Below are 15,280 nucleotides of genomic sequence, written 5' to 3'. Positions count from 1 at the left end.
GTCTCCGGCGTCCCGGGCCGCTCCCCCGCCCCCTCCGCCGCGCCCGTCCCGGCATCCGGCATGCGGGCCACGATGAACTCCGCGAGCCGCCGCGGCGTCCCCGTCTCCTCCAGCAACTGCCGCATGGTCACCTTGACCTGGTGCTCCTGTTCCAGCTCCCGCAGCACGCTGATCATCTGCAGCGAGTCGGCGCCGAGGTCGAAGAAGTTCGCGTCGCCGACGATCACCGACGGATCCTCGCCGAGGTGGCGGGCGGTCGTTTCGACGATGCTGTGCAGTACCCGTGCGACCGCTGCCTCTTGCTGAACCACTTCGGCTCCCTTGCTCGCTGGTGTTCCGGTGCTGAGGGCCGTCGGTTCCGGCCCCGTCCAGTAGTCCTGGTGCTGGAATCGGTAGCCGGGCAGCGGGACGCGTCGGCCGCCGCTGCCGGCCAGGAGCGTCTCCCAGGCGATGTCCGCTCCCGCGCAGTGCAGCCCCGCTGCCGCACCCCAGAGGGCGCCGAGCCCGGTGCCGCGACGCAGGGACGGCAGTGCCCGTACGCCGGGCAGCGCACGGCGCGCCAGACCGCTGAGGGTGGTGTGCGGCCCGATCTCCAGCAGGACGTCGGGCTGTCCGGCGCCGATGCCGCGCAACGCCTCGTCGAAGCGGACGGGTTCGCGGGTGTGCCGGAGGAAGTGGTCCGGGCCGGGAATCCAGCCGGGCGGGCGGGTCACACCGTCCAGGGCGCTGACGAACGGGATCCGAACGGGCCGGACGGCCACATCGGCGAGGACCTTGCCGAACTCCTCCAGCATCGGTTCCATCGAGGCGGTGTGGAAGGCGCGGGTCACCGGCAGCCGCTGCCCCGGTGTGCCGCGGTCGTCCAGCAGGGCGCACGCCCGGTCGACGGCCGCCACGGGGCCGGCGAGGACCTGGGCACGGTCCCCGTTGGTCACGGCCGCCTCCAGTCCGGGGACCTCCGCGGCCAGGGCGAGGGCGCTCGCCCGGTCGAGCGGCACGGCCACCATGGCGCCCGGCGCGCAGCGCTGCCGCATCAGCCGTCCGCGTTCGGTGGTCAGACGCAGACCGTCCGGGAGTGACAGGGCTCCGGCCGCGTGCAGGGCGGCGTACTCGCCGACGCTGTGCCCGGTCACGGCGTGGGGTGCGACCCCGCAGTCGCGCCACAGCCGGACGAGGGCGCATTGCAGGGCGAACAGCGCGGGCTGCGCGGTGTCCGTGCCTGAGAGTGTCGACTGCCCCGAGTCCTCGCCGCACAGTGCCGCGAGCAGGGAGTCGCCGGTGAGGTCGCGGTAGTGCCGTTCGCAGGTGTCGAGCACGTCGCGTGCGGCGGGGAAACGCGCGTAGAGGGCGGCGGCCATGCCGGGGTGGTGGCTGCCCTGGCCGGTGAACTGGAACGCCACGCGGGCGCCCTCCCCGGGCGCCGACCCCGTGGTCACCGCCGCAGCGGTGGTTCCGGCGAGCCAGGTGTCGAGGGCGTCGGCGAGGGCGGCCGGGGTGGAGCCGCGGGCCGCGAGGCGGTGGCGGCCGTGGGCGCGGCCGAGGGCGGCGGTGGTGACCAGGTCCGACAGGTGCGGTGCGGGTGGCTGACGTAATCGGTCGCGGAAGGCCCGGGCGTTGTCCGCGAGGGCCTGAGGGCTGCTTCCGGAGACGAGCAGCACGTCGGGAGGCGCGGCCGAGCCGGTCCTGGGCGCGGGCTGCGGGGCCTGTTCCAGGATCAGGTGGACGTTGGTGCCGCCGACGCCGAGTGAGGTCAGGCCCGCGCGGCGGGGCATCTCGCTCTCCGGCCAGGGCCGGGCGGTCCGGGGGATGGAGAAGGGGCTGTGGTCGAGATCGATGAGAGGGTTGGGCTCGCTGAAGTTCGCCATCGGCGGGATCACACCGTGTCGCAGGACCAGCAGGGTCTTGACGAGGCCGGCGAGCCCGGAGGCGGCGTCGAGGTGGCCGATGTTGGCCTTGACCGAGCCGAGGGCGCAGTATCCATCGCGGTCGGTGTCCTCGCGGTAGGCGCCGGCCGCGCCTTCGAACTCGATCGGGTCGCCCTTGAGCGTGCCGGTGCCGTGCGTCTCCAGATAGCCGATGGTGTCCGCGCCGACGTCGGCGCGTCGCAGGGCCTGGCGGATGGCGGCGTGCTGGCCCCGGGCGCTCGGCGCGGTGAAGGCCGACTTGCCCGCGCCGTCATTGCCGATGCCCCAGCCGCGGATGACGCCGTGGATCGTGTCGCCGTCCGCCACCGCCCGGGCCAGCCGCTTCAGGACGACGGCCAGGACGCCGGTGCCTCCCACGGTGCCGTCGGCGCCGGCGTCGAAGGCCCGCAGCCGGCCGGACCTGGACAGGATCGAGCCCTTGACGTAGCGGTAGCCCAGGACCTGCGGCACGTGGACGGCGGAGGCGCCGACGAGGGCGATGTCGCAGTCGCCCATGAGCAGCGACTGGGCGGCGGTCAGCACGCCGACCAGGGAACTGGAGCAGCCTGTCTGGAGGTTGACGGCGGGGCCGGTCAGGCCCAGCCGGTAGGCGACGCGGGTGGCGGCGAAGTCGGCGTAGTTGCCGACGGTCATCTGCATGCCCTGTACCCAGTCGGACGCGGGACGGCTGGGCAGGACGTTGTTGAGCAGGTAGTTCTGGAAGGTGTAGAGGTGGTATCCGGTGCTCGCGTAGACGCCGACGCGGGTGCCGCCGCGTTCGTCCGGGTAGCCGGCGTTCTCCATGGCGTGCTGGGCGCACTCCAGGAAGATCCGTTGCTGCGGGTCGGTGAGCCGGGCCTCGCCGGAGCTCATCGCGAAGTGCTGGGCGTCAAAGCCCGCGATGTCGTCCAGCAGCCCGGAGGCGCCGACGAAGTCCTCCGCCTCGTACTCCTCGGCGGGGACACCGGCGGCGGCGAGCTCCTCGCCGGTGAAGCGGGTGATGCAGTCGGTGCCGTCCCGGATGATCCGCCAGAAGTCCTCGGGTGTGTCGGCGCCGGGCAGGCGGAAGGCCATGCCGATGACGGCCATCCTGGGGTCCGGATCGCTGGTGTTCATCAGCCGCGGTCCTCCGTCATGGTCGGTCTGTCCCGGCCTGCGGGTTGTTCCGCGGGCGGGGCGGGTGTCGTTCTGCCCCGGCCGACCAGCCACAGGAGCAGCGCCGCGCACAGGGCGATCGCGAGTCCGTGGAAGGCGGCCACCACCGTCAGCGGCGAGAAGGTCTCCAGGAGGGCGCCGCTGACGAGCATGCCCAGGCCGAAGCCGGCGTTCTCGGCCGAGGCGCTGAGCCCGAAGAGGCGGCCGCGCTGGTCGTCGGGGGCGGTCTGGAGCCTCGACACGTAGACGATCTCGGTGAATCCGTCGGCGGCTCCGGCGACGAGCGCCGCGATGACGGCGGGCACGGTCGGCAGTCCGCAGAAGACCACGATGAACCCGGCCGACATCACACAGGCGCCGAGCGCGAACGCCCGCTCCCCCGGTGTCCGCCCGGTCTTCTTGGTGACCCGGCCGATCACCTGCTGGGCGACGATGTTGCCGATGGCCCAGGTGGCCCAGAACTGGCTGATGAACGTGGCCGGATGATCGGGGTCCAGGCCGCTGGAGTAGATGGGGAGGGCGACGTTGTGCGAGGAGGAGCCCAGCCCGTCGACCGCCCGGATGGCGATCATCGCCATCAGCAGCGGCGCCGTGCCCAGCAGGATCCGGGCCGTCCGGCGCGCGGTGCCGGAGTCCCGCGCGGAGCCGGAGCCCTTCGCGGGGCCGGAGCCCCCGTCCGCCGTGTCACCGGCCGCCCTGGTGCGGACGGGAAGCAGGGACAGCACGGTCGCGGAGACCAGGAAGGTCGAGGCGTCCAGCGCGAAAGCGGCGGAGTAGCCGAGTTGCGCGACCACCACGCCCGAGGAGGCGAACCCGGCGATCATGGCGAGCGAACGCCCGGTCACCAGCAGCCCGTTGGCCCGGACCCGGTGCTCGGCGCCGACGATCTCGGGGATGCTGCTGCGCAGGGCCACCTGGGAGAGCGTCGAGCAACCGCCCGTGACCACGGCCAGGACGTACAGCAGCCCGGGGCGGGTGCCCTCGGGGGCGAGCAGCAGCGACAGCAGGGCGACGGCCTGGCACAGGTCGGCGCCGACCATCAGGCGCTTGCGGTCGTGGACCGAGACGAGCCGCCCGCTCACCCAGCCCGACACCACACTGGTCGCCAGCCGTACGGCCATGAAGAGGCCGGCGGCCAGCGCGCTGCCGGTGGCGTCGTAGACGAAGACGTTCAGCGCCACCATGTTCAGGTAACTGCCGTACGCCGAGATGCCGTTGCCCAGGACGAGCAGACGGAAGTACCTCATGCACCTTCCCCTGGTCTGCATGAAGGGTGTGACGGGAGTACGACCGGAATCTCCTTGCCCCCCAAGACGCCGCCGGCCGGAGGCCATTGGTCCGCAACCCAAGCAGACCCGGACAGGCCCGTTCAAGACTCCACGAGTGGTCTAGACGACTTTCAGTCCGGATTTGGCGATTTCGGAGCGCTCGGGAGCGGACCCGGCCCGTTGTCCGGCGGTCAGCGTCGCAAATCCGCCCGGTTCGCCGCCGCGATGACGGCGTCGTGTTCGGCGCGGGTGAACAGGCTCTCGGCCAGCCAGCGGCCCGCGAGGGTGCGTACGGCGCGGACGAAGTGCGCGGAGGTGGGGAAGGGGGCTTGCTGCCACAGGACGTCGAGGAAGGTCCGGCCGTCGGCGCGGGCGTTGTTCGGCACGCCCGAGTCCGAGGTGCCGAACACGATCACGGGTTCGGAGCGGGTGAAGTAGGCGTGGTAGGGGGCGTCGTCGCCGATGTGGAAGGGGGCGAGGGTCAGGTTGTGCGTGGTGAAGTGCAGGGGGCGGGCCGTCGGTTTGACCGCGTCGGCCAGGTCGCCTCGGAGGGTGAAGTCCTTGTAGAAGGAGAAGGTGCGGAACTGCGTCTCGGGGCTCTGGGCGGTCAGCAGGAGCGGGCCGTAGAACAGCGACTGGACGGCCGGGTCGTCCAGGGCGCGTTCGATGCGCAGGCGGTAGGGCGTCGAGATGCGGACGCGGTCGCCTCGGCGCCAGTTCCTGGTCAGGGTGAGGTAGGTGCCGGGTTCGGCGTCGGCCCGGTGCGGGGCTCCGTTGACCGTGACCGTGACGCCTGCCGTGGCCCAGGACGGGATGCGGAGTTTCAGGGCGAGCCGGCCGCCGCCCTCGCGGAACGTCAGGGTGCGGATGCCCTCGGCCGGGTAGTCGCTCGTCTGCTCGATGACGAGGCCGCGTTCCGGCCAGCGCAGGGTGGACGCCAGGTAGAGGTTGACGTACAGGGCGTTGCCGTCGGCGGAGCGGAAGTAGACCGAGTCCTGGTACTTGGTGTGGTTCTCCATGCCGGTGCCGCCGCAGCAGGTGCCGGTGTTGCCGAACTCGCGGCGTACGCCCGGGCCCATGCCGACGAAGTAGGTGACCTCGGGGCTGTCGGTGCCGGTGCCGTCGCGGCGGGAGGCGAGGATGTGGTTGGTCAGGCACCGCTCGTAGTAGTCCATGTAGGCGGGGTCGGGGTCGTGGAAGAAGAGCTGCCGGCTCAGCTTGAGCATGTTGTACGTCGCGCAGGTCTCGGCGTTCTTGTCGTCGAGGGTGGCCGCGATGGCCCCGCGGGCGCGGAACATCTCGCCCTGCCCGGTACCGCCCAGGGCGTACGTGCGGGGGCCAGCGACCATGCCCCAGAAGTTGCGGGCCGCGGCGGCGTACCGCTCCTCCCCCGTGTGGTCGAACAGGCGGAGGTAACCGGTGAACTGCGGGATGTGCTGGTTGGCGTGTCTGCCCTCCAGGATGTCGCGGTCCTCGGCGCAGGCCTTCAGCAGCGCGGTGTTGTCGAAGCAGCGGGCGGCGGCGAGGTGTTCCTCCCGGCCGGTGAGGGCGTACAGGTCCGTCATGACCTCGTTCATGCCGCCGTACTCACCGGCGATGTAGATCGACCACATGCGTTCCAGTTGGGCTGCGGGGAGGTGGCCCAGCCGGCTGTGCACCCAGTCGCCCATCTTCGCGGCGATGGTCAGCGCCTGTGCGTTGCCGGCCAGGGTGTGGGCGTCCAGCAGGCCGCGCATGATCTTGTGGCAGGTGTAGTACGGCGCCCAGATGGTGGGGTACGTCGTGTAGCTCTCCAGGAGGATGAACTGGGTCTCCGGGTAGGCCGCCAGGTAGCCCGGATGGCTGGGCTTCGGGGAGCCGTGGTCGGCCAGCGCCTGCTGGCATTCGCCCAGGGCCGTGACCAGGTAGTCGAGCTTGGACTTGAGCGCGGCCTCGCGTGTGTCGGCGTAGGCCTGGGAGACGAGGGTGAGGAAGTGGCCGCCGTAGTGGCCGCGCAGGTTGCCGTCGGCCGTCTCCCAGCCGCCCGGCGGCCGTGCGCCGCGTGTGTCGAGTCCGGCGTTGGCGCGGAAGACCGCGAGGATGCGGTCGGCCGGGTACGACCGGGCGTAGTCGAGCATCAGATCGCGCTTGGCGCGGAAGACCCCTCCGCCGAGGGTGACCTCGTGCAGGGCGAAGGGCCGCACCGACCAGGCGGGCGGGGCGGGCAGCGCTCCCGCGGCCTTCGCCGTGGAGGCGGCCGGGGCGGCGTGGGCTGCTTGGGCCAGTGGCCCGGAGGCCATGAGCGGGCCGGCCGCGGCGCCTACGGTCAGGCTCAGCACGCGGCGCCGGGTGGGTGGCTGGGACATGGCGCACTCCGATCGTCGTGGGTCGTCGGCGGGCGGGAGAGGGGCCCATCGGTCATGCGGGGGGTGCCACGGTGATCGTGGCGGTGGCGCGAAGCGAGGTGTCCGTTACGGTTCCCTCGATCTCGAAGGTTCCGGGCCCGGCGTACTGGTCCGGGTCCACCGGGTCCCAGGTCACCTTGATCCGGCTGTCCTTGGAGCCGTCGTTGTAGGTGGCGACCACCGTCGCGGGGAGCGCGGGGGGCGTGCCCGGGCGGGTGGTGACGCGCTCCTCGGCGAGGCCGGTGATCTCCACCGCGTCGGTGTGCCGTACCCACACGGTGGCGGTGACCGGCTGCGCCGTGCGGTCGGCGAGGCCGGTGATCGTCACGCTGGTGCCGCCCTCGGCGACCTGGTCCTCGGTCAGGGCGGGCCAGGCCACGGGTGAGCGCGCCGTGGAACCGTCGGCGTACACCAGCGTCACCTGCCGGGGCAGGTCGGGGACGGTGCCGCGCAGGGTGGGGACGTGGGTCGCGCGTACCGCCTCCGGTGTCTCGGCGTAGACCTTCCACTCCTGGACGCCGAGGGCGAGGTTCGCATGGCCGGTGAGCTTCGCCCGCAGCGCGGTCGTGGTGACGGGGGTGAAGGTGGTCCGGTTGTAGCGGTCCTCGGCGGTGCCGTAGCCGCTGGGGCCGGGGACCTCGCGCCAGGTGTCGCCGTCGCGGTACTCGATGACCCAGGACTGGGGCACGCCCACGCCGTCGGCCGCGCCTGGCTGCGCGTCGCGGAAGAAGTACAGGTCGGAGCCTGCCACCCGGACCGGTTCGTCCCAGGTGTACTGGACCCACTGGGTGTCCTTCTGCGGCCAGCTGCCCCAGCGTGGGGCGTCGGAGGACGAGGCGGGTTCACGGCCGTCGTTGATCGCGTTCACCGACTCCCAGCCGGAGGTGTAGGACGCGGTGGGGGTGGCGGACGGTGCCAGGTTCACCTGGCCGTCGCCGGGTTTGCCGGCCTTCACCACGACCCGCTTCGACGAGGTCGACGCGCCGTCGTCGGCGGTGAGTTCGAGGGTGTACGTGCCTGCCTCGGTGAAGCGGGCGACCGTGGTCGGGGCACGCGGGTCGTCGAAGATGACGGCGGCGCCGTCCGGGCCGTCGGTCGCTTTCCAGGAGGCGGACAGGGTGCGCCGCGGCAGTCCGTCGTCCTCGACGATGCCGGTGAGCCTCACCTGGCCCGGGCGGGTGTACGTCGTGTCCCGCCAGGCCTCGACGTAGGGAGGCCGGTCGCGGGCCGCCGGCGGGCGCGTGCCGGTGTCGTAGGCCTGGATCTCCTTCAGGCCGCTGGTGTGGCCGTCGCGGTGGCGCAGCAGCACCCGCAGCTTGGCCGTGGTCACTTCCTCGAAGCGCACCTGGTTGAGGTTGGCGCGCGGATACGGCGGTGACTTGGCGGGGCCGGTCACGTCCTGCCACTGGCCGCCGGCGTTCTGGAACTGCACGGTGTAGAGGGCCGGTTCGGCGTATCCGCCGGGCCGTTTGTCGCTGAAGAAGTGGAGCCGGACGTCGTCGACCGTGCGGGGGCGGCCGAAGTCGAGCTCGTACCAGTCCTCGGCGTTGCCGGAGCCACGGGCGCCCCAGTAGGGCTCGTTGACGGTGAAGCCGTCGACGGCACCGGCCACGCCGTGGCCGTCGGCCTCGTGGGAGGCGCGGACGGCGGCACCGGCGGCGAGGTTGTCCCCGGCCCTGCCGGTGAGGTCGCGGCCGGCCTTGGCGAACAGGTCGGTGACGCGGTCCTTCTTGGCGTAGGTGACGTCCTGCGGGTTCGCGACGGCCGTGCGCAGGCCGGTGGTCCTCGCCTTGGCTCCTCCCCCGTCGGGGAAGGTGACCTCGCGGGTGGCGGGGTCGTAGACGAGGTGGGCGAGGCGGTCGGCGGTGAGGGCGAGCTTCCCGTCCAGGTAGACCGAGTAGCCCTCGGGGACCTGGCGGCCGTACGGCCGCTTCCCGTCGCCCGGTTCGTCCCACAGGACGGCCACGTCGGTGCCGCGGTAGTTGATGTCGGTGACGGCGAAGTGCGGCCAGTCGACGTCGATCGGCCACAGCTCGATCTTCCGGTCGGTGCGCGGCCGGAAGCCCATCGCGTCCTCGATGACCGTCCAGTTGGTGGTGCCGAGGACGGTGTGGTGGATCCAGGAGCGGTAGCCGATCTTCTGTGGGTCGGCGCTGCCGTCGGACCAGAACTCGTTCTGGTCGGGCCACCGGTTGTCGCCGTCGATGTAGTGGGCCCAGGCGTTCCAGGACAGCAGTTTCTTGTACCAGGTGCGGTCGATGTACTTGTTCGGGTACTTCCGCAGCACCGAGGACAGGAAGCGGAAGGTGACGGTGGAGTTGATGACGGAGAAGTTGTTGCTCCCCGGGTGGCCCTGCTCCGCAGCCTCCGCCTTGTCCGCCTGGTTGGCGGTGAAGAACGGGAAGACGGGGTACTGCTTCGCGTCCGCCCACAGGCGCAGCGCTTCGAGGTACTGCGGGTCCTCGTCCGGGGTGGGCATCAGGCCCACGCTGTACGGGTAGTAGTTGTTGATCTCCTTCCAGGGCACCAGGGTGTCGCTGTCGACGTGCCGGTGCTTGAGCAGCTTGTCCTTCGGGTCCCAGAGGTGTTCGAGGACGGCTTTGCGCACGCGGTTCGCCGTCGCGCGCATCTCGTCGGCCTTCGCCTTCTCGCCGAGGAGGTCGTACGCATGGGCTGCCGCCGTCGCGTTGCTGTAGACGTACGCGGATTCGGCGCGGTCCAGGTTCCCGGGCTTCCAGTGGAACGACACCGCGTCGGCGTCGTTGCCGGTCATGGCGCCCCAGTCGTACTCGATGAGGCCGTTGCCGTCGTGGTCGTAGCTGTCCAGCTGGCCCTTGACGTCCTTCTCGGCGTACCGCGCGAGGTTGCGGACGATGCCGTCGGGGCCGCCGTGCACCTGGTAGGAGCGCCAGGCCGCCTCGGAGAGGTACTGGGTGTAGCTGTTCGACCAGTTCTCCGGGTCGCCGGGGTTGTCGGTGTACTTGCCGTTCTTCGAGACCTCCCCGGCGGAGACCCAGGGGCCGTAGGAGTAGGCCGGGTCGCGCAGGTACTTGAGGTCGTCGACGAACATGCCGACCGTCAGGGCGATCGCGTTGTTGTAGCCGAGCACACCTTCCATGGAGGTGGGGAACTGGTAGTCGTTGCCCGGGATGTCGGCGTCGAGGTAGTTGTAGCGCAGCAGCCACCAGCGGTAGTACAGCGTCTTCTCGATGTTGTCGTCGGGGAGGTCGAGGTACGGCAGGTTCTCGGCCCACCAGCGGTTGTACGTCTGCACGTGCCGGCGGAAGGCCGTGGCCGGGGCGGCGGTGCGCACCGTGTCGTACTCGGGCCGGGAATCGGTGATCTCCTCGGTGACGAAACCGAGTTGGACCTTGGTGGTGAGGGTCCGGCCTGCCGGCAGGGTCAGCGTGCGTGTCAGGGACTCGTCCTCGGGGATGAAGCCGTCACCGCTGAGGCGGGGGAAGACGGTCGTGAGGTCGTTCTTCGCGGGCACCGCGCCGGTGAGCTCCCGGCCCTCGGCGGTCGTCGCGTACGGGGACGTGGCGCGCAGCCGGACCTCGCGGGGCTGCGAACCCGTGTTGGTGAGGGCCAGGTTCGTGACGGCGACGTTGGCCTCGGTGATGAACTTGGTCTGCGTCACCTTCAGGCCGGTCGCCTCGTGCGTGAACTCGCTGCGCCAGTAGCTGGGCGTCTGGGTGCGGGCGCCGGTGTTCTCCCGGAGGGTGAGGTTCTCGCCGTCGGCATTCAGGGTGAGCGTGTACGCGGAGCGGTTGTCGATGCTCTCCCAGTAGGCGACCTTGCCGGCGAAGCCGAGTTTCGCGGGGTCGTGTTCCTTCATGAACACGGCCCGTCCCCGGGTGAACAGCCAGTCGCCTGCCGGGTCCTCGCCCTTGCGGGCCAGCATCCGGTCCATCCAGAAGTCGGTGCCGTTCCCCGCTTTCCGGTCGGCCTCGTGCTGGGCGCGCAGGGTGCGGTGGACGGTGAAGCCGGCCGGGAGGGCGGGCACGGGGTCGTCCGTGCCGGAGTAGACCGGGTAGCCGATCGCCGAGTTGTCCGCCGCGGCCGGGGCGGTCGCGGCGAGCGGCGCCAGCAGGCCCAGGGTCAGCGCTGCGGCCAGGGCGCCGCGGCGCTGCCGTCTTCGCGGTGCGGGCACGACTACCTCCGGGTGGGCGTCGTCGGGGGCGTGGTCGGGGACTGGGTGGCCGGCAGCCACACGCGCATGGTCGAGGGGCCGCGGTTCGCCCAGGAGTGGTAGGGGACGAGGGTGATCCCCGTGCGGTCGGCCGCAGGTGGGGTGGCCCGGTCGAGCGGGTGGTACGGCCAGGCGCTGTCGTGCGGGCCGGCGGGTGCGGCGAGTTCGCCGGGGGCGACGACCGTGCCGTCCGGGCCGTCCTCCGGTGCGGCGGACGGGTCCACGCGGAGTGCGTCGACGTCGTGTCCGTCCGGCAGGTCGGCGGACTCGGCGCAGTAGACGAGGGGGCCACGCTCGACGGCCACGGTGCCGCGGATCGCGTCGACGCGCGGGTCGGACCCGGTCCAGCGCGGGGCGACGGGCAGTTCGAGGCGTATCTCGTCGCCGGGCCGGAAGACCCGGGTGAGCCGCGCCGTGCCCGGGGCGGCCGTACGGCGTCGCCCGTCCGGGTCGACCAGCCAGACGGTCGCGCCCGCCGTCCACGCGGGGACCCGCAGGGACAGGGTCCAGGGGCGAGCCGGGGAGCGGCTGATCCGTACGGCGACTCTCCCGCCGGACGGGTAGTCGGTACGGACCCGCAGCGCCACGCCCTGCCCGTCGGCCAGGGTGGTGGCGAGCTCCGCGTCGGCGTACTGGTGCAGCTGCACGCCACTGTCGTCCGCGGTCGCCAGGTATGCGGGGAGCTGGGCGAGGGTGCGCGCCACGTTGGTCGGGCAGCACGACACGGCGAACCAGGGGGCGCGCAGGCCCGAGTCGGCGCGCGGGCTGACGCGGTCCGCCGGGGGCATGGTGCCCCGGTTTCGGCGGTGCAGGGTGTTGGCGTAGAAGAAGGCCCGGCCGTCGTCGGACGGGGACGTGGCGATCACGTTGAACAGGGTCCGCTCGGCCAGGTCCGCGAAGCGCGGTTCGCCGGTGGCGAGCAGCAGCCGCCAGGCGAGCAGCACGGAGGCGACGCCGGCGCAGGTCTCCGAGTAAGCACGGTCCGGCGGTAGGACGAAGTCGTCGCCGAAGGACTCGTCGCGGTGGTGCGAGCCCATGCCGCCGGTCAGATAGGTGCGCCGGGCGACCGTGGCCTCCCACTGCCGTACGACGGCGGCGAGCAGGGCGTCGTCACCGGTCTCCACGGCCACGTCGACGGCGCCGGCCGCGAGGTAGAGGGAGCGCACGGCGTGGCCGCGCAGGACGCCGGCCCTGCGGACGGGCATGTCGTCCTGGTAGTAGGCGCGGCCGAACTCGATGTCGGCGAGGGTGCCGTGGCCGCGCCGGTCGAGGAACAGGGCGGCCTGGTCGAGGTAGCGCTGCTCCCCTGTCAGCCGGGCGAGTTCGACGAGGGCCGTCTCGATCTCCGGGTGTCCGCAGATGCCCGGGTTCCCGCCCGGGCCGAAGGCGGCGCAGACGTGGTCGGCGGCCCGGCGGGCGATCTTCGTCAACTCGCCCTCGCCGCGGGCGCGGGCCTGGGCGACCCCCGCCTGGATGAGGTGCCCATGACAGTAGAGTTCGTGGCCCCATTCGAGGTCGCTGTAGCGGGGCTGCTGTCCGGGGCGGCCGAAGGCGGTGTTCAGATAGCCGTCCGGGTCCTGGGCCGGGGCGATCACATCGGTGAGCGCGGCGATCTCCCCGTCGTACGCGGCGCCCTCCCACGCCATGGCTTCGAGCAGCTTGTAGATCTCGGAGTCGGCGAACTCCCGCCCGCGCCGGTCCCGGTGGATCCTGCCCTCGGCGGCGGCCAGGAAGTTGCCGGTCCAGCCCTCGCGTTCCATCCAGTCCCGGCAGTGCCCGAGCGTCGCGGAAGCGTTGGTGTGGCGGCGCCGGGCCCAGAAACCCCCCGTGATCCTGACCTCGTCCAGGCCGAGCGGGCGCAGCCGGCCGCGGGTCGGCGCCGCCGGCAGGACGGGCGACTGTGCCGTGTTCCCCTTCACCGGTTCATGCCTTCGGTACGTCCCTTCGGTCATGGTGGATTCCCCGCTTCAGCCCTTGAGCGCGCCGGACATGAAGCCCCTGATGTAGTGCCGTTGCAGCAGCAGGAACAGCAGCAGGCAGGGCACCGCGAGGACCACCACGCCCGCCTCGGTCGCGCCGTAGTCGACGGCGCCCATGCTCTGCTGCCGCAGGTTCGCCACGGCCAGGGGCAGCGGTGCCTTCTCGCTGTCGGAGATGAGGATCAGCGGTGCGATGAAGTCGTTCCAGGCGGCGAGGAACGCGAACAGGCCCACCGTGATGAGTCCCGGCCGCACCGCAGGGAGCAGGACCCGGCGCAACGCGCCCGCGGTACCGCAGCCGTCGACCAGTGCCGACTCCTCCAGCTCGCGGGGCACCGCCTCGAAGGAGATCCGCATCATGAAGGTGGCGAACGGCAGTTGGAACATGGCGAGGACCAGACTCAGCCCGATCAGTGAGTTCTCCAGGTGGAGCCTGCCCAGCAGGACGTAGAGGGGGATGAGGAGCGTGGCGTAGGGGACCATGAGGATGGCCAGGGTCAGCAGGAACAGCAGGTTCCGGCCGGGGAAGTCGAAGCGGGCGAAGGCGTAGCCGCCGAGCAGGGACACCCCCAGGGTCAGGGCGACGGTCAGTGCCGAGACGACGGTGCTGTTGAGGAGGTACCGCCACAGGCCCGCGTCGTAGTCGAGCAGGGTCCGGTAGTTGCCGAGGCCGTAGCCGGACTGCTGGGCGGTGCCGGGCTGGCCGCTGACCGACGCCCAGGCGTTCCACAGCAGGGGGAAGAGGAAGATGACGGCGAGGCTCGCGGCGACGACGTAGTGGGGCGTGCGGCCGAGGGCGCGGGTGAGCACCGTGGTGTCCCTTCTGCGTGCGGCGGGGGTCATGAGTCGTCGGCGTGGCGCAGGCCGCGGAACTGCAGGGCGTTCAGCAGGAGCAGCACGGCCAGGACGACGATCGACAGGGCGGCCGCGGTGCCGAGGTCCAGCCGCTGGAAGGCCTCCCGGTAGATCAACTGGACGACGGTGACTGTGCTGTTGTCCGGTCCGCCCTTGGTGAGGATGAAGAACTGGTCGAAGGCGAGCAGGGAGCCGGTCACGCACAGCAGCAGGCACAGGGCGAGGGAGGGCCGCAGCAGCGGCAGGGTGATCGAGCGGAAGATCTGGCCGCGGCTCGCGCCGTCCATCCGGGCCGCCTCGTACACCTCGTGCGGGATGCGCTGGAGGCCGACGAGCAGGATCAGCATGTAGAAACCGGCGAACTTCCAGACGATGAGGAAGACCGTCGACAGCAGGGCCGAGGTCGGGCTGCCGAGGAAGGACACCGGGTCGTCGACCAGGCCGAGCCACTCCAGCAGGCGGCTGAGGGGGCCGGTGGTGGGGCTGTACAGGCCCCAGAACAGCAGGGAGGCGGAGGCCAGTCCGAGGGCGCTGGGCAGGAAGTAGACGGTGCGGAAGAAGCCGGCTCCGGGGCGGGACTCCTGCACGAGCAGGGCGAGGCCGAGCGCCAGCGCGAGGAGTACGGCCGTGACGATCAGGGTGTAGAGCAGGGTGAAGCGGATCGCGGGCCAGAACAGGGTGCTGCCGGTGATGTCGGTGTAGTTCTCGGGGGCGTTGAGGCCGCGGTCTCCCGCCAGCAGCGGCCAGTCGCTGAGCGACATCTGCCCGACGAGCAGCAGGGGCAGCAGGAAGAAGACGGCGACGAAGAGGGCCGTGGGGGCCGCGTAGGCCAGCCCCTTGGCCGTGCGGGACCGCCACCAGGTCGGGGTGGCGGCCGGGGACGGGCGGTGTGGTGGTGTTCGGGGCTCGGCGGCCGTTCGGTCGGGCGCCTTGACCTGCATGGCTCTCCTCTGCCGTACGACGTGGGAGGGGCGGGGCCGGTGCTCAGTCGGCCAGGGAGGCGCTGACCGCCTCGTTGTCCTTCGCGACGGACGTCCCGTCACCGAAGACGGCGTTCCGCATGAGGGTCAGCCAGGGCCCGTTGGGGTCGTTGAAGGTCTGGCCGAACTTGAGGGCGTACGGGGTGCGGCCGTCGGCGACGAGTTCGTTGATGGTGACCAGCCGCGGGTCGGCCTTGGAGTGCTTGTTGGCGGCGAGGTCGGTGCGGGCCACCACGTCCTTGTGCGCGGCGACCACGTCGACCTGGGCCTTGTCGCCCAGGGACCAGGCGAGGAAGTTCCACGCCTGATCGGCCGACTCGCTGGTGGCGGAGATGCCGATGGCGTCGCCGCCGACGAAGGTGGACCTGCCGCCGTCGGGTCCGGGGATGGGTGCGACGCCGAAGTCCAGGTCCTTGGGCATGAGCCCCAGTGTGGTGGACGGCATGGGCATCACACCGACCTTGCCCTTGGGGAAGACGCCGGTCCAGGTCGTGCCGGTCTCGTCGCGCGCGCCGGGGGCGACGATGTCGTCCCGGACCCAGCCGCGGTAGGTGTCGTAGACC

General features: G+C 71.6%; 8 protein-coding genes. All 8 read right to left on the bottom strand.

Annotated features, from left to right (window positions below; genetic code table 11):
• A partial coding sequence (locus tag CCL05_RS07280) for a type I polyketide synthase (protein ID WP_086559655.1) occupies positions 1-3,020 on the bottom strand: 3,020 nt, incomplete at its 3' end.
• Positions 3,020-4,306, bottom strand: coding sequence for an MFS transporter (locus tag CCL05_RS07275; RefSeq protein ID WP_086559654.1), 1,287 nt, complete (start codon positions 4,304-4,306; stop codon positions 3,020-3,022). The genes CCL05_RS07275 and CCL05_RS07280, both read right to left, overlap by 1 nt.
• 212 nt (positions 4,307-4,518) lie before the next feature.
• Positions 4,519-6,672, bottom strand: coding sequence for a glycoside hydrolase family 127 protein (locus CCL05_RS07270; RefSeq protein WP_208641404.1), 2,154 nt, complete (start codon positions 6,670-6,672; stop codon positions 4,519-4,521).
• 52 nt (positions 6,673-6,724) lie between these two features.
• Positions 6,725-10,924 (bottom strand): Ig-like domain-containing protein, encoded by a 4,200-nt coding sequence (locus CCL05_RS07265; protein WP_086559653.1) that lies wholly within the window; start codon positions 10,922-10,924, stop codon positions 6,725-6,727.
• On the bottom strand, positions 10,867-12,855 hold the full coding sequence (locus CCL05_RS07260) for a glycoside hydrolase family 127 protein (protein WP_086559652.1): 1,989 nt from the start codon (positions 12,853-12,855) through the stop codon (positions 10,867-10,869). The genes CCL05_RS07265 and CCL05_RS07260 overlap by 58 nt, the downstream gene beginning before the upstream one ends.
• 15 nt (positions 12,856-12,870) lie before the next feature.
• A complete protein-coding gene (locus CCL05_RS07255) occupies positions 12,871-13,692 on the bottom strand; it encodes an ABC transporter permease subunit (protein ID WP_086559651.1) in 822 nt (273 codons plus the stop codon).
• Between the two features lie 29 nt (positions 13,693-13,721).
• The gene (locus CCL05_RS07250) at positions 13,722-14,678 is read right to left on the bottom strand and encodes a carbohydrate ABC transporter permease (RefSeq protein WP_086559650.1); all 957 of its coding nucleotides are present in this window, start codon (positions 14,676-14,678) and stop codon (positions 13,722-13,724) included.
• Positions 14,679-14,721: 43 nt separating this feature from the next.
• The coding region (locus tag CCL05_RS07245; RefSeq protein WP_143589824.1) for an extracellular solute-binding protein at positions 14,722-15,280 on the bottom strand (559 nt) is incomplete at its 5' end.

Origin of the sequence: Streptomyces africanus (assembly GCF_002150735.1) — a bacterium.
Taxonomy (GTDB): Bacteria; Actinomycetota; Actinomycetes; order Streptomycetales; family Streptomycetaceae; genus Streptomyces; species Streptomyces africanus.
Note: the sequence above shows the minus strand (reverse complement) of the source record. Positions and strands in the feature narration are given on the sequence as shown.

Coding starts and splice junctions, on each gene's coding strand:
- CCL05_RS07275 (WP_086559654.1), bottom strand. CDS start 4,306: ATGAGGTACTTCCGTCTGCTCGTCCTGGGCAACGGCATCTCGGCGTAC.
- CCL05_RS07270 (WP_208641404.1), bottom strand. CDS start 6,672: ATGTCCCAGCCACCCACCCGGCGCCGCGTGCTGAGCCTGACCGTAGGC.
- CCL05_RS07260 (WP_086559652.1), bottom strand. CDS start 12,855: ATGACCGAAGGGACGTACCGAAGGCATGAACCGGTGAAGGGGAACACG.
- CCL05_RS07250 (WP_086559650.1), bottom strand. CDS start 14,678: ATGCAGGTCAAGGCGCCCGACCGAACGGCCGCCGAGCCCCGAACACCA.